The following is a 19,909-nucleotide window of genomic DNA, read 5'->3' as shown; positions in this document are numbered from 1 at the left end:
GCCATGCTGCGACGCCAGGCTCTGACTTTAGGTAGTTTGCTGCTGGGAGCAGTGACACTGGGCGGCTGGACGCTGTTCAAGCGCAAGGATCAGAGCCCGTTGTTGCTCTCGGCGCGCGACGATACCGACGGCAAGCATTACGCCGTCGGTTATCGGCTGGACGGTGCTCGGGTGTTCGCCACCGAAGTCGGCCAGCGCTGCCACGACATCATCAACCACCCGACGCTGCCGATCGCGCTGTTCGTCGCCCGCCGCCCGGGCACCGAGAGCTACCTGATCGACCTGCGCGACGGGACGTTGCTGCAAACCGTGACCTCGCTGCCGAACCGGCATTTCTACGGCCACGCCGTGGTGCACAAGGACGGCGAGTACCTGTACGCCACCGAGAACGACACCACTGATCCGGGGCGTGGCCTGCTCGGGGTGTACAAGTTCGAAGGCGAGCGGCTGGTGCACAGCGGCGAGATTTCCACCCATGGCCTCGGCCCGCATCAGGTGTCGTGGATGCCCGATGGCGAAACTCTGGTGGTGGCCAACGGCGGGATCCGGACCGAGGCCGAAAGCCGCGTCGACATGAACCTCAACGCCATGGAACCGAGCCTGGTGCTGATGCAGCGTGATGGCACCCTGCTGAGCAAGGAAACCCTTGCGCAGCAGATGAACAGCGTGCGCCACCTGGGCATCGCCAGCGACGGCACCATCGTCGCCGGCCAGCAGTTCATGGGCGCTTCGCACGAGCGTTCCGAGCTGTTGGCGATCAAGCGTCCGGGCCAGCCCTTCGTGGCGTTCCCGGTGCCGGAGCATCAGTTGCAGTCGATGGGTCATTACACCGCCAGCGTCGCGGTGCACAGCGAACTGCGGCTGGTGGCGCTGACCGCGCCGCGCGGCAACCGCTTCTTCATCTGGGATCTGGACAGCGGCGAAGTGCGTCTCGACGCACCGCTGCCCGATTGCGCCGGCGTTGGTGCGGTGAAGGACGGTTTCGTCGTCACTTCCGGTCAAGGCCGTTGCCGCTACTACGATTGCCGCCAGGATCAACTGCTGGCCAAACCGCTGGATCTGCCGGCGGGGCTCTGGGACAACCATCTGCATTTGATGGCGTGACCCGCCATTAAAAGATCGCAGCCTGCGGCAGCTCCTACAGGGATCGCATTCCAATGTAGGAGCTGCCGCAGGCTGCGATCTTTTTGCGCTCCCCCCTATAAAAACTGGCAGTTGGAATCCCCACCTGACTCGGAGTAATGTGCCCGCCTGTCTCACCTGATTTATCCAAGGAACTGGAAATATGCTGCGTCGCCGCATGCTGATCATGTTGGGTGTTGTCTTGCTGGTCGTCCTGGTATTGGGCGGGTACAAAGCCTTTTCGATCTACACCATGATCCAGGGCTTCTCCAAACCGAAACCGCCGATCAGCGTCGCCGTGGCCCGCGCCACCGAACAGCCGTGGCAGATGCGGCTGCCGACCGTCGGCTCGCTGAAGGCCTTGCAAGGCGTCGAGCTGAGTCTGGAAGTCGCCGGCACCGTCACCGAACTCAAATTCGAATCCGGACAGAAGGTCAAGGCCGGGCAGCCACTGCTGCAACTCGACAGCGCGGTCGAAACCGCCCTGCTGGAAACCGCCAGGGCCGACCTCGGTCTGGCGCAACTGGATTTCGGTCGCGGCAGCCAACTGGTCGACAGCCGCGCGATCTCCAAAGGCGAGTACGACCGACTCTCCGCCGTGTTGCAAAAGAACAAGGCCACGGTCAATCAGCTCAACGCTTCGCTGGCGAAAAAACGCATCCTTGCGCCGTTCAGCGGCACCATCGGCATCCGTCAGGTGGATGTCGGCGACTACCTCGCCAGCGGCACCAAAATCGCCACCCTGCAGGACCTGAGCAGCCTCTACGCCGATTTCTATGTGCCCGAGCAATCGGTACCGAAACTGGCCATCGGTCAACTGGTGCAGATCGGCGTCGCGGCCTATCCCGGGCAGAACTTCCCCGGTGCCATCAGCGCGATCAACCCGATTGTCGAGAGCACCACGCGCAATATTCTGGTGCGCGCGACCCTGGCCAACCCCGACGGCAAATTGCTGCCGGGCATGTTCGCCAGCCTCGACGTATTGCTGCCCGACCCGCAGAAACACATCGTGGTGCCGGAAAGTGCGATCACCTACACCCTCTACGGCAACTCGCTGTACGTGGTCGGGCAGAAAAAGGCCGAGGACGGCAGTGTCGAAAAAGACGACAAGGGCCAGCCGGTACTGATCGCCGAGCGCCGCTTCATCGAGACCGGTGAGCGCCGCGATGGCCTGGTGATGATCAACAAGGGCGTGCAGAGCGGCGAACAAGTGGTGACCGCCGGCCAGATCAAACTGGACAACGGCGCACACATTGCCATCAGCGACGACAAGACCCTCGGCGAGCAGAACAGTCCGCCTCGCGCCGACTGATCAAGGAATCCCCATGGCTTTTACCGATCCGTTCATCCGCCGCCCGGTGCTCGCCACCGTGGTCAGCCTGCTGATTGTGCTGCTGGGTTTCCAGGCCTGGAGCAAACTGCCGCTGCGCCAGTACCCGCAAATGGAAAACGCCCTGATCACGGTGACCACCGCCTACCCCGGGGCCAACGCCGAGACCATTCAGGGCTACATCACCCAACCGATGCAACAGAGCCTCGCCAGCGCCGAGGGCATTGATTACATGACCTCGGTCAGTCGCCAGAACTTCTCGGTGATCTCGATCTACGCGCGCATCGGTTCCAACACCGACCGTTTGTTTACCGAACTGCTGGCCAAGGCCAACGAGGTGAAGAACAAACTGCCGCAGGACGCCGAAGACCCGGTGCTGAGCAAGGAATCGGCCGACGCCTCGGCGCTGATGTACATCAGTTTCTTCAGCAAGGACTTGAGCAACCCGCAGATCACCGACTACCTGTCGCGGGTGATCCAGCCGAAACTGGCGACCCTGCCGGGCATGGCCGAAGCGGAGATACTCGGCAATCAGGTATTTGCCATGCGCCTGTGGCTCGACCCGGTGAAGCTCGCCGGTTTCGGCCTCAGCGCCAGCGACGTGACCAACGCGGTGCGCCAGTACAACTTCCTCTCCGCCGCCGGCGAGGTGAAGGGCGAGTACGTGGTCACCAGCATCAACGCCAACACTGAACTGAAATCCGCCGAAGCCTTCGCCGCGATTCCGCTCAAGGTCAGTGGCGACAGCCGCGTACTGCTCAGCGATGTCGCGCGGGTCGAGATGGGCGCGGAAAACTACGACTCGATCAGCTCGTTCGGCGGCACGCCATCGGTGTACATCGGCATCAAGGCCACCCCAGGCGCCAACCCGCTGGACGTGATCAAGGAAGTACGCAAGCTGATGCCGGAGCTGGAAGCGCAATTGCCGCCCAACCTCAAGAGCGAGATTGCCTACGACGCCACCCAGTTCATCCAGGCCTCGATCGACGAAGTGGTGAAAACCCTGTTCGAAGCGGTGCTGATCGTGATCGTGGTGGTGTTCCTGTTCCTCGGCGCGCTGCGTTCGGTGGTGATCCCGGTGGTGACCATCCCGCTGTCGATGATCGGCGTGATGTTCTTCATGCAGATGATGGGCTACTCGATCAACCTCCTGACCCTGTTGGCGATGGTGCTGGCCATCGGTCTGGTGGTGGACGACGCCATCGTGGTGGTGGAGAACATCCACCGGCATATCGAGGAGGGCAAGACGCCGCTGGAGGCCGCGCTGGAAGGTGCACGGGAAATCGCCATGCCGGTGGTGTCGATGACCATCACCCTGGCGGCGGTGTATGCGCCGATCGGCTTCCTCACCGGACTGACCGGGGCCTTGTTCAAGGAGTTCGCCCTGACTCTGGCCGGCGCCGTGGTGATCTCCGGGATCGTTGCCCTGACCCTGTCGCCGATGATGTGCGCCCTGCTGTTGCGCCACGAAGAAAACCCCAGTGGCCTGGCGCACCGCCTCGACCGTATTTTCGACAGACTCAAGCGCCGCTACCAGAGCATGCTCCACGGCACACTGAATACGCGGCCGGTGGTGCTGGTGTTCGCGGTGATCGTGCTGTGCCTGATCCCGGTGTTTCTCAAATTCACCAAGTCGGAACTGGCACCGGATGAGGATCAGGGCATCATTTTCATGATGGCCAGCGCCCCGCAGCCGACCAACCTCGATTACCTGAGCACCTATACCGACGAATTCATCAAGATCTTCAAGGAGTTTCCGGAGTACTACTCCTCGTTCCAGATCAACGGCTACAACGGTGTGCAAGCGGGCATCGGCGGCTTCCTGCTCAAGCCATGGAACGAGCGCAGTCGTACCCAGATGCAGATCCTGCCCGAAGTACAAGGCAAACTGGAAGGCATTCCAGGCTTGCAGATCTTTGGCTTCAACCTGCCCTCCCTGCCCGGCACCGGTGAAGGTTTGCCGTTTGAATTCGTGGTCAATACTGCCAACGACTACGAATTGCTGCTGCAAGTGGCCGACCGGATCAAGAAACGCGCCATGGAGTCCGGCAAGTTCGCCTTCGTCGACCTTGATCTGGCGTTCGACAAGCCGGAAGTGGTGGTTGATATCGACCGTGCCAAAGCCGCGCAGATGGGCGTGTCGATGCTTGACCTCGGCAGTACCCTGGCGACGCTGCTGGGCGAGGCGGAAATCAACCGTTTCACCATCGAAGGCCGCAGTTATAAGGTGATTGCCCAGGTCGAACGACCGTACCGCGAAAATCCCGGCTGGCTGAACAATTACTACGTGAAAAACACCCAGGGCGAGCTGCTGCCATTGTCGACCCTGATCAAGCTCAGCGACCGGGCGCGACCGCGCCAGCTCAACCAGTTCCAGCAACTCAACGCGGCGAAGATTTCCGGATTCCCGCTGGTCAGCATGGGCGAAGCCATCGACACCGTGCGGCAGATCGCCCGGGAAGAAGCGCCAGCCGGATTTGCCTTCGACTATGGCGGCGCCTCGCGACAATACGTGCAGGAAGGCAGCGCACTGTGGGTAACCTTCGCCCTGGCGCTGGCGATCATTTTCCTGGTGCTGGCGGCGCAGTTCGAAAGCTTCCGCGATCCACTGGTGATTCTGGTGACGGTGCCGCTGTCGATCTGCGGTGCGTTGATTCCGCTGTTCCTTGGCTGGTCGAGCATGAACATCTACACCCAGGTCGGGCTGGTAACCCTGATCGGGCTGATCAGCAAGCACGGGATCCTGATCGTCGAATTCGCCAACCAGTTACGCAAGGACAAAGGCCTGAATGCGCGCGAAGCGGTCGAGGAAGCCGCGGCAATTCGTTTGCGCCCGGTGTTGATGACCACGGCGGCGATGGTGTTCGGCATGGTGCCGTTGATTCTGGCGACCGGTGCGGGCGCCGTGAGCCGGTTCGATATCGGGATGGTGATTGCCACGGGGATGTCGATCGGGACGCTGTTCACGCTGTTCGTTTTGCCGTGCATCTACACGCTGCTGGCAAAGCCCGATCCCAAATCATGACCCTGCCCCTTCCCCTTCCCCTGTCCCTGACCCTGACCCTGACCCTGTAGGAGCTGCCGAAGGCTGCGATCTTTTGATCTTGATCTTGAAAACAAAGAGCAAAAGATCGCAGCCTTCGGCAGCTCCTACAGAGTGAATTTTTATCAGAGGAAGTTTTCATTCATCCATAAAAAAGGCCTCGCATTTGCGAGGCCTTTCATTTTGGCTTCAATCGGTTCAACTCTGTGGCCTCATCCCTTGAGAAAGTCCGAACATGAACAGCAATAAATCATGATCAGGTTTAGTGGCCACGGAGGCTTTCGCCACCCGTGGTACTGCGCAGTGAGCATCGCCTGTGGTAGCACCGATCACCTGCATGCGGGGCTGCTCCCAGGCCGCCACCGCCAATGAAGCAACTGCCAAGGCTCCAACCAAAAACAAACCTCGTGCAATTTCGAGTTTCATCGCTATAAACCTTTGATAGCGCTGCCAAACGCCGTCTCGTAAAAGTAGACGAGTTTTTTCCAGTCCGTGTCGCTGAACGACGAATGGCGACGCAATTGCTTCATGTCATGGGAGGCCGCGCGATAAGCGGTCAGACGCTGACGGCATTTCTCCAGATCGATCAATGCCACTTCGACCTGGGCCGAATCACCTGCGCCAGTCACCCGTACAAATACATGTTTGATGTAAATGCAGCTGTGCTGCCAACGGCCCTTGTGCATGCGCGCGAGGTTTTCGGCGAGGTCTTTAAGGACGCGCTCGTAAACCGCTTCGCCATATTGGGCACGGCCGCCAGCGGCTTCCCACTTTTCCAGTTCGTCGAAACCGTCCAGCGACTTGGTCACCAACAGCGCGCGCCACTTGTATTGCGGATCGGGCTGCGCGCCGCAGAAGACGATTTGCGGGACACGGACGCCGAGGCGGCTGACACCGGTCAGCGCATCCAGCTCACGCAGGACTGTCGGCCGGCCAAATGGGTGCAACCAACTGCGATAGATATGTCCGGTCTGGCGCTTGGCATACATTAACTGGCCGTCACGGCCCACGACTCGTTGCACACCACTTTCCCCGCCACGGCGCACGTTGGGTTCTTCCACCCATTCACCGCGCTGGTTCCAGTAGTAATCGAAGCGATCCTGGGGAGCGACTTCCGTTTCTGCTGCTATTTGCACCGCCATCCTGCTACCTCTTGCGTAATACGTAGACCCGCCACATGGCATAGAGCGGAATAAAGTCCAGTTGTTCCTGAATGCGAAAACCTGCCGCTTCGAATTCTTTTTCTACTGTCACAGCCGGTAACACAAACCGGTTTTGGTAACCTTCCTGCCCACGACGCTGTTCAGCGCGTTTGCGTTTCCAGGCCTTGAAATTACCGTCGACCCACAACGAAATGATCACACTGTCACGGGTGACACGCTCGAATTCGCGCAAAATCGTCTGCCGATGTTCGGCTTCACCGATGTGATGCAGCAAACGCATGCAGAAAATGCTGTCGACGGCGTTATCCGGCAAGGCAATGTCGAACGCAGACGTGTGCAAAGGTTGTACCCGTTTCACCACATCAGCCGGTTGCGCCTGCAGCGCGGTCTTGATCATCGACTCGGAATTGTCCGCGCCAATGATCACTCGATTGGGTTTCTCCGCCAGCAACGGCCAGAAGCGTCCTGCACCGCAGGGCAGATCAAGCACCAGCCCCGGCTCGCCCGCCAGCGTCAACGCCTTGCGGGCCAACTGCTCGTCGCGCCAATGTGACAACCGACGACCGAGGCCGTCCTGATGCTTGCGCAAATATTTTTGCGCATGCTGGTCATCATACTTTTCGGAAAAATCGAGCTTGATCGGTCTGCTCATTGCGGAACTCCTGAATAACTGATGCCCTTACCATAGGTACTGGCATGTCAGCGTCAGGTCGTCCCTTTGTGAAAATTACGTCAGGTAAACCGGCAAATTATTACAGGGTTTTACAGGGAGAAAGCAATAGCGCGGGGCCATTAGCTGAATCCGGCGGCCACTGCTGATTCAAGACCGCCGTTCAGCCCCTTCGCGAGCAGGCTCGCTCCCACCTTTGTACCGCAGATCTCTGTGGGAGCGAGCGTGCTCGCGAAGGCGTCATCAAATGCCAGCACTCAGGGTGCGGCCGCCTGGGTTTGGGGTTCAACGCTGACCCAGGGTTACCTCGAAACGGCAGCCATTGGGCTGCATGGTGCTCAACGTCACCTCCCAGCCCTGGTTTTCACAGATCCGCTGGACCAGCGACAAGCCCAGGCCCAGGCCTTCGCCGCGCTTCTCATTGCCGCGCACGAATGGCTGGAACATGGCTTCGCGCTTTTCCTCGGGAATGCCGACGCCCGAATCTTCGACGACGAAACCGTGGTCGTTGAGTGTCAGGCGAATGAATCCGTGCTCGGTGTAGTGGCAGGCGTTGCGCAGCAGATTACCCATGACCGCGCCGAGCAGGGTGGCGTTGAAGCACGTGTCCGGCGGGTTGCCCGGCTCGAACAACAGCTGCAGACCTTTCGATTTGATCGGTTCGCGCCAGATACTCAGCAGTCCGTCGGCCACTTGGGCAAGGTTCTGCTGCGGCGCTGAACCGGCATCTTCACGCTGGGCGCGGGCGAGCATCAGGAAGGTCTGCACCAGTTCGCGCATTTCTTCACTGGCGCGAGCGATGCGCTCGACCTGGGCACGGCCGCGTTGATCCAGTCCCGGATTTTCCAGCAGCAGTTCGCAGGAACTGGCCAGTACCATCAACGGTGTGCGCAGTTCGTGGCTGACATCGCTGGTAAACAGCCGCTCGCGGGTCAGCGCCTGACGCAAGCGCCCCAGCGTGGCATCGAACGCCACCGCCAGTTCGCCGACTTCGTCAGCCGCATAGTCCGGTGCCAGCGGCGGCGCCAGCCCCAGCAGTTGATCGCGATGCCGCACTTGCCGTGCCAGGCGCACCACTGGCGCCATGACTTTTCGCGCCAGCACCCAGCCGAGGAACACCGCCAGCGCCAGACTGAGCACAAAACCCACCAGCACCACGGCAAACAGCACGCGTTCGCGCTCTTCGAAATCACTTTGATCCTGCAGCAACACGTAACGACGACCGTCGACGATCTCGACCATCGCGTGATACGACAGCTGCTCGCGGAACACTTCGTGGAACCCCGCATCGAGGTGACGCAGATCCTTGGGCAGTTCGAAATCACCCGGCCCGCCGCTGAAATAGAACAACTGGTCCGGTTCCGGGCGATGGCTCCAGTCCGAGACGTTGTCCATCAACAGCAGACGTTGCAGGTCACCGCCCAGTCCTGCCGAAATCAGTTTCTCCTCCACCAGGTGCACGGTTGCCACGATGCCCATGGCGAAGGCACCGGCCACCAGCGCACTCATCAGCGCAAAGGCGATGATGATCCGCTGGGAAAGGCTCTGCTTAAACTCCATCACGCCCCTCGGCCAAGCGGTAACCCACGCCGTGCACGGTGTGCAGCAACGGCTTGGCGAAGGGCTTGTCGATCACCTGACGCAATTGGTGGACGTGGCTGCGCAAGCTGTCGCTGTCCGGGCAGTCATCCCCCCAAAGCGCTTCTTCGAGAATTTCCCGGCGCAGGACGTGCGGACTCTTCTGCATCAAGACCGCCAGCAGCTTCAGGCCGACCGGGTTGAGTTTGAGCAGCTTGCCCTCGCGGGTCACCTCCAGGGTATCGAGGTCATAGGACAAGTCGCCGACCTGCAGCGCACGACGGCCGCCACCCTGGGTGCGACGCATCACGGCTTCGATGCGCGCCGCCAGTTCCGACAACGCAAACGGTTTGACCAGGTAATCGTCGGCCCCGGACTTGAAGCCCTGCAGGCGGTCGTCGAGTTGATCGCGGGCGGTGAGCATGATCACCGGCGTATCGCGTCGGGCGTCTTCACGCAGGCGCTTGCACAGGGTGTAGCCGTCGATCCCCGGCAGCATGATATCGAGCACGATCAGGTCGTAATGTTCGGTGGCAGCCAGATGCAGGCCCGACAAGCCGTCCTGGGCGCAATCGACGGTATAGCCTTTGAGCCCCAGGTAATCGGCCAGGTTGGCCAGGATATCGCGGTTGTCTTCGACCAATAGAATTCGCATTGGCATCTCCTCCGTACACAGTGACGGCCGTCATGGCCCGCGCAGCTTAAGGCCATCGCCGGCTCAGGGCTAGGGCCGACAGGCGTGCAAATCAATTTGCCCAGGCAAATTAAATGTTTAACAAAGTTTTCACTGTCGATTCACAACCTGACGACAGTGACGCCGCGAAACTCGCGCGCCACTGATATCAGGAAAACCAGACAATGGCCCCTTTCAAGACTGCGCCCCTGCGCTTTCTGTTGCTCATCACCGGCGCCTGGCTGGTCTTCTTTCTTCTGACCCGAGCAGTATTACTGCTGACTCACCTGGATGAGGCCGGCGGCTTCGCCCTGTCGGTGTTCGGCATCGGCGCGCTCTACGACCTGGGTTTCCTTGCCTACGCGGCGCTGCCGATGGGCTTGTACCTGCTGCTCTGCCCGCCGGGCCTGTGGCGGCGTCGTGGACATCGCGGGTTCCTGCGCGCTCTGCTGACCATCAGCCTGTTCGCCATGCTGTTCGTGGCGGTGGCCGAATGGCTGTTCTGGGACGAGTTCGGCGTGCGCTTCAACTTCATCGCCGTCGATTACCTGGTGTACTCGGACGAGGTGCTGAACAACGTCCTCGAGTCGTACCCGATCGGCAAGCTGCTGAGTCTCCTCGCGGTACTCGCCGTGGTGATCAGTTTTGCCTTGGGCAAGCCGTTCAATGCTGCCATGAATGCTCCGCTGCCAGCGCTGCGCGGGCGTCTGCTCAGTGCATTGGGCCTGTTGATCGTCGCGGGTCTGAGCCTGCAACTGCTCAGTCAGGACGCACCGCGCGCCCAGGGCGGCAACGCCTACCAGAACGAACTGGCCAGCAACGGCCCGTATCAGTTCTTCGCCGCGTTCCGTAACAATGAACTGGACTACACCCAGTTCTACAAGAGCCTGCCGGCAGAAAAAGTCGCCAGCCAGATCCGCGCCGAGTTGAGCGAAAGCGACGCACGCTTCATCGGCAAGGATCCACAGGACATCCGCCGGGTGATCGACAACCCGGGCACCCCGCGCAAGCCGAACATTGTGCTGGTGACCATCGAAAGCCTCAGCGCCAAGTACCTGGGCAGCAATGGCGACGGTCGCAACCTGACGCCCAACCTCGACGCCTTGCGCAAGCAGAGCCTGTACTTCAACAACTTCTACGCCACCGGCACCCGCACCGACCGCGGTCTGGAAGCGATCACCCTGGCCATCCCGCCGACGCCCGGCCGTTCGATCGTCAAGCGCATCGGCCGTGAAAGCGGTTTCGCCAGCCTTGGCCAGCAGTTGAGCGCGGTGGGTTACGACAGCGTGTTTGTCTACGGCGGACGCGGTTACTTCGACAACATGAACGCATTCTTCAGCGGCAACGGCTATCGCGTCGTTGACCAAAGCAGCGTCGATGAAGCCGAGATCCACTTCAAGAACGCCTGGGGCATGGCCGACGAAGATCTGTACCGCCAGACTCTGAAACTGGCGGATGCCGACTACGCCAAACAACAACCGTTCCTGCTGCAACTGATGACCACGTCCAACCATCGTCCTTATACCTATCCGGACAACCGGATCGACATCAAATCCGGCAACGGCCGTGATGGCGCGGTGAAGTACACCGACTTCGCGATTGGTCAGTTCCTTGAGCAGGCGCGGCAGAAGCCGTGGTTCGACAACACGATCTTCATCTTCGTCGCCGATCACACCGCGGGCAGCGCCGGCAAGGAAGACTTGCCGATCGCCAACTATCAGATCCCGCTGTTCATCTACGCGCCGAAAATCATCGAGGCACGCGAGAGCGCGCAACTGGCCAGCCAGATCGATCTGGCCCCGACGCTGCTGGGTTTGCTCAATCTGGATTACACCTCGACGTTCTTCGGTCGCAACCTGCTGCAGGACAACCCGCTGCCACCGCGTGTGGTGGTCGGCAACTATCAGCATCTGGGTCTGTTCGATGGCAAGGATCTGGCGATTCTCAGTCCGCACCAGAGCTTGCGCCGGCATGATGACGCGCTGACCGAAAGCCGCGAGTCGCGGGTCAGCAGCGACGACCCGCTGGTCAGTCGGGCGATTGCGTATTACCAGGCGGCCAGTTATGGCTTCAAACAGCAGTTGTTGAGCTGGAAGCCGGCGAAGGACAGCACTGTCCAGGTCAGCGAGCAGTAATCGTCAATAGAGACGCCCCGGGCTGATGCACCGGGGCGTTTTTTTTGTTCAACCGGTTATCACAGGAAATCCAGATCCCAATGTGGGAGCGAGCCTGCTCGCGAATGCTGTGTATGCGTCACAGCTGTAGTGGACACTGGATTGCTTTCGCGAGCAGGCTCGCTCCCACAGGGGACGGTGTGAAGCTTGAAATCCGGGCAATAAAAAACCCCGCCTGCTCATCGCAGGCGGGGTTTTTCGTTACAGGGTCAAGGCTGGCTTACATCATGCCGCCCATGCCACCCATGCCGCCCATGTCTGGCATACCGCCGCCAGCCGAGCCTTCTTTCTTCGGTGCATCAGCAACAGCCGCTTCGGTGGTCAGGATCAGACCGCCGATCGAGGCTGCAGCTTGCAGAGCGGAACGGGTTACCTTGGTTGGGTCCAGGATGCCCATTTCGATCATGTCGCCGTATTCGCCCGAAGCAGCGTTGTAACCGAAGTTACCTTTGCCGTTCTTCACTTCGTTGACCACTACGCTTGGCTCGTCGCCGGAGTTGGCAGCGATCTGACGCAGCGGCGCTTCAACAGCGCGACGCAGCACAGCGATACCGACGTTCTGGTCAGCGTTGTCGCCGGTCAGTTCGGTCAGGGCTTCCAGAGCACGGATCAGCGCAACGCCACCGCCAGGTACCACGCCTTCTTCAACGGCTGCACGGGTTGCGTGCAGGGCGTCTTCAACGCGGGCCTTCTTCTCTTTCATTTCAACTTCGGAACCAGCGCCAACCTTGATCACTGCAACGCCGCCGGACAGCTTGGCCAGACGCTCTTGCAGTTTTTCACGGTCGTAGTCCGAGGAAGTCTCGGCAACCTGGGCGCGGATCTGAGCGATACGAGCTTCGATGTCGCCTTGTACGCCAGCACCGTCAACGATGATGGTGTTTTCCTTGGACAGGGTCACGCGCTTGGCGTTACCCAGGTGCTCCAGGGTGGTGCTTTCCAGGCTCAGGCCGATCTCTTCGGAGATCACGGTACCGCCGGTCAGAACGGCGATGTCCTGCAGCATGGCCTTGCGACGGTCGCCGAAGCCTGGCGCCTTGACGGCTGCAACCTTGACGATGCCACGCATGTTGTTCACGACCAGAGTCGCCAGGGCTTCGCCTTCAACGTCTTCGGCAACGATCAGCAGTGGACGGCCGGCTTTGGCAACGGCTTCCAGCACTGGCAGCATTTCGCGGATGTTCGAGATCTTTTTGTCGACCAGCAGGATCAGCGGGCCGTCGAGCTCGGCAACCATGGTGTCCGGCTTGTTGACGAAGTACGGGGACAGGTAGCCACGGTCGAACTGCATGCCTTCTACAACCGACAGTTCGTTTTCCAGGCCCGAGCCTTCTTCAACGGTGATCACGCCTTCTTTACCGACTTTTTCCATGGCTTCGGCAATGATGTCGCCGATGGAGTTGTCGGAGTTGGCGGAGATGGTGCCGACCTGAGCGATAGCCTTGGTGTCAGCGCATGGCTTGGACAGGGCTTTGAGCTCTTTGACGATCGCGATGGTCGCTTTGTCGATACCGCGCTTCAAGTCCATCGGGTTCATGCCGGCAGCGACGGCTTTCAGGCCTTCGTTGACGATCGACTGAGCCAGAACGGTCGCGGTGGTAGTACCGTCACCAGCGTCATCGTTGGCACGGGAGGCAACGTCTTTGACCAGCTGCGCGCCCATGTTTTCGAAGCGATCTTCGAGTTCGATTTCTTTGGCGACGGAAACGCCGTCCTTGGTGATGGTCGGAGCGCCGAAGCTCTTCTCGAGGATCACGTTACGGCCTTTCGGGCCCAGGGTCGCTTTTACCGCGTCAGCCAGAACGTTGACGCCTTTGAGCATCTTGGAGCGGGCGGCATCGCCGAACTTAACTTCTTTAGCAGCCATGATCGATATTCCTTAAATACTTTGTAGTAGCGGGAAAATGAGCGGGGTATCAGCCTTCCAGTACAGCGAGAATCTCGTTCTCAGCCATTACCAGCAGGTCTTCGCCGTCGACTTTCACAGTGTTGCTGCCGGAGTAAGGACCGAACACAACCTTGTCGCCGACTTTAACGGCCAGCGCACGCACTTCACCGTTTTCCAGGGTCTTGCCCGGGCCTGCAGCGACGATCACACCGTGGTTGGCTTTTTCAGCAGCCGAACCTGGCAGGACGATACCGCCAGCGGTTTTCTTTTCTTCTTCGCTGCGACGGATGACGACGCGGTCATGCAGAGGACGAAGCTTCATTGTCGATCTCTCCTAATTGTGGTTTTCATCGGCCGGTGTAGTCCCGGCGGGTTTAACAAATCCGGCCTGCGCCGGTTGCGGTTCGTCGAGCGAGCCGCGGAAGTCTGTCCGACTCAAATGCCGGAAACCTTTCGGTGACCGATACATAAGGGCGCATAAGCTTATTACAAGGGCGGGGGCAGAAAATTTTTCATCATTTGCCCCTTGAATGCCGCGCACAAAGAAACGGCACCCGAAGGTGCCGTGTCGATGCAGAGGTTACTTGCTGTCGCGATGTTCGAACTCGCCTTCGATCACATCACCCTCTCGGCCCAGAGGCTGGCGCGGTGCAGGACCGCCACGGGGTTGCAGGTCGTCGGCGAAGGCACGCTGACGCATCGCCTGCTCTTCGGCGCGCTGGCGCATTTTATTGGCCAGCAGGCGACGGGTGAACGGCAGCAACATCACCAGACCGACCACGTCGCTGACGAAGCCCGGCAGGATCAACAGGCCACCGGCCAGTGCCAGCATCAGGCCTTCGAGCATGGTCTGCGCGGGCAGTTCACCGCGATTCAGGCTTTCACGGGCACGCAGGGCCGTGGCCAGACCGGCGACGCGCAGTACGAACACACCGAACATCGAGCCGAGAATGATCAGCAGCAGGGCCGGGAAAAACCCGATCGCCCCTGCCACTTTGACGAATACGAACAGCTCCAGCACCGGAAACAGCAGAAAGAGCAACAAAAAAGGGCGCATCAAAGATTCCTCAACGCAAGAAATGCCTTGCAGTAAGCCTTAGATGACGTCGCCCTTTCGTGAATTCAAGCGTCGGCCACCGCATTTTTTGGCCAGACCTCGGCGTGAGCCAGAGAAACCAAGGCTTCGCGCACTTGTATCGGCGTATGACAAGGCGCTGGAAACGGTAGCCAATACAGTGCCTGACCAATGCGCAAGTGCATGCCTTCGCTGTCGATTCCGGCCAGCTGCGCCGGTACGGTTTTCGGCAATCCGCAGAGTTCCACGTAGTGGGCGATGGCTTTGGCGTGATCGCTGTTCATGTGCTCGACCATGCTGATTTCGGCCTTGCCGGCAAACGGGTTGGCCAGGGTCAGCTGATCAACCCAGTGAATCGCACCGAAACCGCCGATGTAGCGGTGACGCACCGGGTTGAGCACCCAGAAATCAAAGTCGTGGGCCTTGTGATAGTTCTGCGAGTCGGGGAAATACCGGTAGTAACGCTCGGCGGCGGCTTCGATGGCAGCCGGGTCTTCGAGCTTCTGCGCTTCGGCCAGATAGGTCAGGCGACCAACGGCCTGCACGTCGTCGGCCTCACGCTCGCCCACCAGCAGCGAACATTTCGGGTCCTTCTGCAGGTTGTGGGTGTGCTGGGCGATGCGGCTGATCAGGATCAGCGGGCGGCCCTGCTCGTCCAGGCAATACGGCACCACCGAGCCAAACGGGAAACCGGGCATCGATTTGGAGTGGGTGGACAATACGCCACGGTATTCCTTGAGAAGCAATTCTCGGGCATTCTTGGCCGCTTCAACGCTCAATTTATGACTCCTTAAATAGAATCCGTCGAAAAAACGGACAGGCGCCTGGGGATAAGTCCCGGTCACGCCATCGGGCAATGCTCATAGGCAATCTGGCCATCACCGGTACAGATCGAGCGTCGCCAATAACAAAAACCACTCAGACTGGCTATCGGGGCACGCGAATGCAACTCAACGACAAAGTAATCATTATCACCGGCGGTTGCCAGGGTTTGGGCCGCTCCATGGCCGAGTATTTCGCCGGCAAAGGCGCGAAGCTCGCGCTGGTCGACCTCAACCAGGAAAAACTCGACGACGCGGTCGCGGCTTGCAAAGCCAAGGGTGTCGAGGCGCGCAGCTATCTGTGCAACGTGGCCAATGAAGAACAGGTCGAGCACATGGTCGCCCAGGTCGCCGAAGATTTCGGCGCGATCCATGGCCTGATCAACAACGCCGGGATCCTGCGTGACGGCCTGCTGCTCAAGGTCAAGGACGGCGAAATGACCAAGATGAGTCTGGCCCAGTGGCAGGCGGTGATCGACGTCAACCTGACCGGCGTGTTCCTGTGCACCCGTGAAGTGGCGGCGAAAATGGTCGAGCTGAAAAACAGCGGCGCGATCATCAACATCTCGTCGATCTCCCGCGCCGGTAACGTCGGCCAGACCAACTATTCCGCCGCCAAGGCTGGCGTGGCCGCAGCCACCGTGACCTGGGCCAAGGAACTCGCGCGCTACGGTATTCGCGTGGCAGGCATTGCGCCGGGCTTCATCGAAACCGAGATGACCCTGGGCATGAAGCCGGAAGCGTTGGAGAAGATGACCTCGGGTATCCCGCTCAAGCGCATGGGCAAGCCGGAAGAGATCGCCCATTCGGCGGCGTACATCTTCGAGAACGACTACTACACCGGACGGATTCTGGAGATGGATGGCGGGTTGCGGATCTAAAGCAAGATCAAAAGATCGCAGCCTGCGGCAGCTCCTACACAGAGCTTTTCTGTAGGAGCTGCCGCAGGCTGCGATCTTTTAGCAAACGACGCTGATCAATCGTCGCTGATGCTGATGTTCGGCATCGCCGGTGTCGCCGCTTCCTGCAGCACAATGCGCGCGCCGACGTGGCGGGCCAGTTCCTGATAGACCATCGCGATCTGGCTATCCGGCTCGGCGATTACCGTTGGCTTGCCGCCATCGGCCTGCTCGCGGATCAGCATCGACAGCGGCAGCGAGGCCAGCAGTTCGACGCCATATTGGGTCGCCAGCTTCTCGCCACCGCCCTCACCGAACAGATGCTCGGCATGTCCGCAGTTCGAGCAGATATGCACGGCCATGTTTTCCACCACGCCCAGCACCGGAATGTTGACCTTGCGGAACATTTCCACGCCTTTGCGCGCGTCCAGCAGCGCCAGATCCTGCGGCGTGGTGACGATCACCGCACCGGCCACCGGGACTTTCTGCGCCAGGGTCAGCTGGATGTCGCCGGTGCCTGGCGGCATGTCGATGACCAGATAATCCAGGTCGCCCCACGCGGTTTGCGTAACCAGCTGCAACAACGCGCCGGAGACCATCGGCCCGCGCCAGACCATCGGCGTGTTGTCGTCGGTCAGGAACGCCATCGACATGACTTCGACACCGTGGGCCTTGAGCGGCACGAACCACTTCTGGTCCTTGACCTCGGGGCGGGTGCGCTCGGGGATGCCGAACATGATGCCTTGGCTCGGCCCATAGATGTCGGCGTCGAGAATCCCCACCTTGGCGCCTTCACGGGCCAGCGCCAGCGCGAGGTTGGCCGCAGTGGTCGACTTGCCCACGCCGCCCTTGCCCGAAGCCACGGCGACCACGTTCTTGACGTTGGCCAAACCCGGGATCTGTGCCTGGGCCTTGTGCGCGGCGATCACGCTGTTGACCTCGACCCTGGCGATCGTCACCCCATCGAGGTTTTCGATGGCCAGTTGCAGCAACTGCGCCCAGCCGCTCTTGAACAGACCGGCGGCATAACCGATTTCCAGCTGCACGTTGACGCGATCACCGACGATCTCGATGTGCTTCACGCAACCGGCACTGACCGGATCCTGGTTCAGGTAGGGGTCGGTGTATTGGCTGAGGACGGCTTCCACCGCTGCGCGAGTGACGGCACTCATGGGCAACTCCGATAACAAGACTGGGAAAAGATGATGAGTATCGTACCTGAAAAGATCGCAGCCTTCGGCAGCTCCTACAGGAGATCGGCGCACATCTGTAGGAGCTGCCGCAGGCTGCGATCTTTTCTGTCTGCTCATCCAATGAAACAGGTGCACAGGGTGAAAAATATGCGCCAGCGCTTTATAGTGGCCGACCTCCGTTTCATCAAGTAGCGAAGCCCCACATGTCCGAACCACGCAAGATCCTCGTCACCAGCGCCCTGCCCTACGCCAACGGTTCGATTCACCTTGGCCATATGCTGGAATACATCCAGACCGATATGTGGGTGCGCTTCCAGAAGCATCGCGGCAATCAATGCATCTATGTCTGCGCCGACGACGCACACGGTTCGGCGATCATGCTGCGCGCGGAAAAGGAAGGCATCACCCCGGAACAACTGATCGCCAACGTGCAGGCTGAACACAGCGCCGACTTTGCCGAGTTCCTGGTCGATTTCGACAACTTCCACTCCACTCACACTGAAGAAAACCGTGAGCTGTCGAGCCAGATCTATCTGAAGCTGCGTGATGCCGGGCACATTGCCCAGCGCTCGATCACCCAGTATTTCGACCCGGAAAAGAAAATGTTCCTGGCCGACCGCTTCATCAAGGGTACCTGCCCGAAATGCGGCACCGAAGACCAGTACGGCGACAACTGCGAAAAATGCGGTGCGACCTACGCCCCGACCGATCTGAAGGATCCGAAGTCGGCCATCTCCGGCGCCACCCCGGTGCTCAAGGATTCCCAGCACTTCTTCTTCAAACTTCCAGACTTCCAGCAGATGCTGCAGACCTGGACCCGCAGCGGCACCTTGCAGGACGCCGTGGCCAACAAGATCGCCGAGTGGCTGGACGCCGGCCTGCAACAGTGGGACATCTCCCGCGATGCGCCGTACTTCGGTTTCGAGATTCCGGACGAGCCGGGCAAGTATTTCTACGTGTGGCTGGATGCGCCGATCGGCTACATGGCCAGCTTCAAGAACCTGTGCAACCGCACCCCGGAGCTGGACTTCGACGCGTTCTGGGGCAAGGATTCCACCGCCGAGCTGTACCACTTCATCGGCAAGGACATCGTCAACTTCCACGCGCTGTTCTGGCCCGCCATGCTCGAAGGCGCCGGTTTCCGCAAACCGACCGGAATCAATGTGCACGGCTATCTGACCGTCAACGGCCAGAAGATGTCCAAGTCCCGTGGCACTTTCATCAAGGCCCGTACCTACCTGGATCACCTGTCGCCGGAATACCTGCGCTACTACTACGCGGCCAAACTGGGGCGTGGCGTCGATGACCTCGACCTGAACCTCGAAGACTTCGTGCAGAAGGTCAACTCCGACCTGGTCGGCAAAGTGGTCAACATCGCCAGCCGTTGCGCCGGTTTCATCCACAAAGGCAATGGCGGCCTGCTGGTCGACAACAATGCCGCGCCGGAGCTGACCGAAGCCTTCCTCGCCGCTGCGCCAAGCATTGCCGACGCCTATGAAGCGCGCGACTTCGCTCGCGCCATGCGTGAAACCATGGCCCTGGCTGACCGCGCCAACGCGTGGATCGCCGACAAGGCGCCATGGTCGTTGAACAAGCAGGAAGGCAAGCAGGATGAAGTCCAGGCGATCTGCGCCACCGGCATCAACCTGTTCCGCCAGTTGGTGATCTTCCTCAAACCGGTACTGCCGCTGCTGGCCGCCGACGCCGAGGCATTCCTCAACGTCGCCCCACTGACCTGGAACGACCACACCACGTTGCTGGCCAACCACCAGTTGAACGAATTCAAGCCGTTGATGACCCGCATCGACCCGGTAAAAGTGCAAGCCATGACCGACGCCTCGAAAGAAGACCTGACCGCCAGCCAGACCGACACCGGCGCTGCCGCGCCTGCGGGCAACGGCGAACTGGCCAAGGATCCGCTGTCGCCGGAAATCGACTTCGACACCTTCGCCGCCGTCGACCTGCGCGTCGCTCTGATCGTCAAGGCTGAGCACGTGGAGGGCGCAGACAAGCTGCTGCGCCTGACCCTGGACATCGGTGACGAGCAGCGCAACGTGTTCTCCGGGATCAAGAGCGCTTACCCGGACCCGTCGAAACTCGACGGTCGCCTGACCATGATGATCGCCAACCTCAAGCCGCGGAAAATGAAGTTCGGTATGTCCGAAGGCATGGTGATGGCAGCCGGCCCTGGCGGTGAAGAAATCTACCTGCTGAGCCCGGACAGCGGCGCCAAGCCGGGTCAACGCATCAAGTAAGACCCAGCGGTAAAACGATCCCACA

The 19,909-nt window shown here is 60.2% G+C and carries 16 protein-coding genes; 6 read left to right on the top strand and 10 right to left on the bottom strand.

Annotated elements, in window-relative coordinates:
• Positions 1-3 precede the first annotated feature (3 nt).
• The 3 genes from BW33_RS13225 (at position 4) to BW33_RS13215 (ending at position 5,477) form a co-directional block, all read left to right on the top strand.
• Complete coding sequence (locus BW33_RS13225) at positions 4-1,104, top strand: DUF1513 domain-containing protein (protein ID WP_047599415.1); 1,101 nt, start codon at positions 4-6, stop codon at positions 1,102-1,104.
• A 181-nt stretch (positions 1,105-1,285) separates the two neighbouring features.
• Positions 1,286-2,434 (top strand): efflux RND transporter periplasmic adaptor subunit, encoded by a 1,149-nt coding sequence (locus BW33_RS13220; RefSeq protein WP_047599414.1) that lies wholly within the window; start codon positions 1,286-1,288, stop codon positions 2,432-2,434.
• A 13-nt stretch (positions 2,435-2,447) separates the two neighbouring features.
• A complete protein-coding gene (locus tag BW33_RS13215; protein WP_047599413.1) occupies positions 2,448-5,477 on the top strand; it encodes a multidrug efflux RND transporter permease subunit in 3,030 nt (1,009 codons plus the stop codon).
• 216 nt (positions 5,478-5,693) lie between these two features.
• Here the strand turns inward: BW33_RS13215 and BW33_RS13210 are convergent, their stop codons facing one another.
• The 5 genes from BW33_RS13210 to colR form a co-directional block, all read right to left on the bottom strand.
• Complete coding sequence (locus BW33_RS13210) at positions 5,694-5,921, bottom strand: hypothetical protein (protein WP_025111684.1); 228 nt, start codon at positions 5,919-5,921, stop codon at positions 5,694-5,696.
• A 2-nt stretch (positions 5,922-5,923) separates the two neighbouring features.
• Positions 5,924-6,637, bottom strand: a complete 714-nt coding sequence (locus tag BW33_RS13205) for a lipopolysaccharide kinase InaA family protein (RefSeq protein ID WP_047599412.1) — start codon at positions 6,635-6,637, stop codon at positions 5,924-5,926.
• Between the two features lie 4 nt (positions 6,638-6,641).
• Positions 6,642-7,310 (bottom strand): class I SAM-dependent methyltransferase, encoded by a 669-nt coding sequence (locus tag BW33_RS13200; protein ID WP_047599411.1) that lies wholly within the window; start codon positions 7,308-7,310, stop codon positions 6,642-6,644.
• 303 nt (positions 7,311-7,613) lie between these two features.
• Positions 7,614-8,888: a sensor histidine kinase gene (locus BW33_RS13195; RefSeq protein ID WP_047599409.1), complete on the bottom strand. Its 1,275-nt coding sequence runs from the start codon at positions 8,886-8,888 to the stop codon at positions 7,614-7,616.
• Entirely contained in the window at positions 8,878-9,561 is a 684-nt protein-coding gene (gene colR, locus BW33_RS13190; protein WP_047599408.1) for a two-component system response regulator ColR, read from the bottom strand. The genes BW33_RS13195 and colR overlap by 11 nt, the downstream gene beginning before the upstream one ends.
• Positions 9,562-9,764: 203 nt before the next feature.
• Between colR and BW33_RS13185 the strand changes: the two genes are divergently transcribed.
• Positions 9,765-11,714 carry an LTA synthase family protein gene (locus BW33_RS13185; RefSeq protein WP_047599407.1) on the top strand — a complete coding sequence of 650 codons (1,950 nt, stop codon included), beginning with the start codon at positions 9,765-9,767 and terminating at the stop codon, positions 11,712-11,714.
• A gap of 259 nt (positions 11,715-11,973) precedes the next feature.
• Here the strand turns inward: BW33_RS13185 and groL are convergent, their stop codons facing one another.
• The 4 genes from groL to BW33_RS13165 form a co-directional block, all read right to left on the bottom strand.
• A complete protein-coding gene (groL, locus tag BW33_RS13180) occupies positions 11,974-13,620 on the bottom strand; it encodes a chaperonin GroEL (protein ID WP_007964008.1) in 1,647 nt (548 codons plus the stop codon).
• A gap of 49 nt (positions 13,621-13,669) precedes the next feature.
• Positions 13,670-13,963 carry a co-chaperone GroES gene (locus tag BW33_RS13175; RefSeq protein ID WP_003227685.1) on the bottom strand — a complete coding sequence of 98 codons (294 nt, stop codon included), beginning with the start codon at positions 13,961-13,963 and terminating at the stop codon, positions 13,670-13,672.
• Positions 13,964-14,221: 258 nt separating this feature from the next.
• Positions 14,222-14,698: an FxsA family protein gene (locus BW33_RS13170; RefSeq protein ID WP_003227687.1), complete on the bottom strand. Its 477-nt coding sequence runs from the start codon at positions 14,696-14,698 to the stop codon at positions 14,222-14,224.
• 65 nt (positions 14,699-14,763) lie between these two features.
• Entirely contained in the window at positions 14,764-15,495 is a 732-nt protein-coding gene (locus BW33_RS13165) for a HugZ family pyridoxamine 5'-phosphate oxidase (RefSeq protein ID WP_047599406.1), read from the bottom strand.
• Positions 15,496-15,659: 164 nt separating this feature from the next.
• Between BW33_RS13165 and BW33_RS13160 the strand changes: the two genes are divergently transcribed.
• Positions 15,660-16,418 (top strand): SDR family oxidoreductase, encoded by a 759-nt coding sequence (locus tag BW33_RS13160; protein ID WP_016773416.1) that lies wholly within the window; start codon positions 15,660-15,662, stop codon positions 16,416-16,418.
• A 95-nt stretch (positions 16,419-16,513) separates the two neighbouring features.
• Here BW33_RS13160 and apbC read toward each other — a convergent pair whose 3' ends face one another.
• A complete protein-coding gene (gene apbC, locus BW33_RS13155) occupies positions 16,514-17,608 on the bottom strand; it encodes an iron-sulfur cluster carrier protein ApbC (RefSeq protein ID WP_047599405.1) in 1,095 nt (364 codons plus the stop codon).
• Positions 17,609-17,832: 224 nt separating this feature from the next.
• On the opposite strand from apbC, the gene metG reads away from it, so the two are divergent.
• Positions 17,833-19,884, top strand: a complete 2,052-nt coding sequence (gene metG / locus BW33_RS13150) for a methionine--tRNA ligase (RefSeq protein WP_047599403.1) — start codon at positions 17,833-17,835, stop codon at positions 19,882-19,884.
• Positions 19,885-19,909: the final 25 nt, after the last annotated feature.

Source organism: Pseudomonas sp. RIT288 (assembly GCF_000631985.1).
In the GTDB taxonomy this organism is placed as follows: Bacteria; Pseudomonadota; Gammaproteobacteria; order Pseudomonadales; family Pseudomonadaceae; genus Aquipseudomonas.
This window is presented reverse-complemented; position numbering and strand designations above follow the sequence as displayed.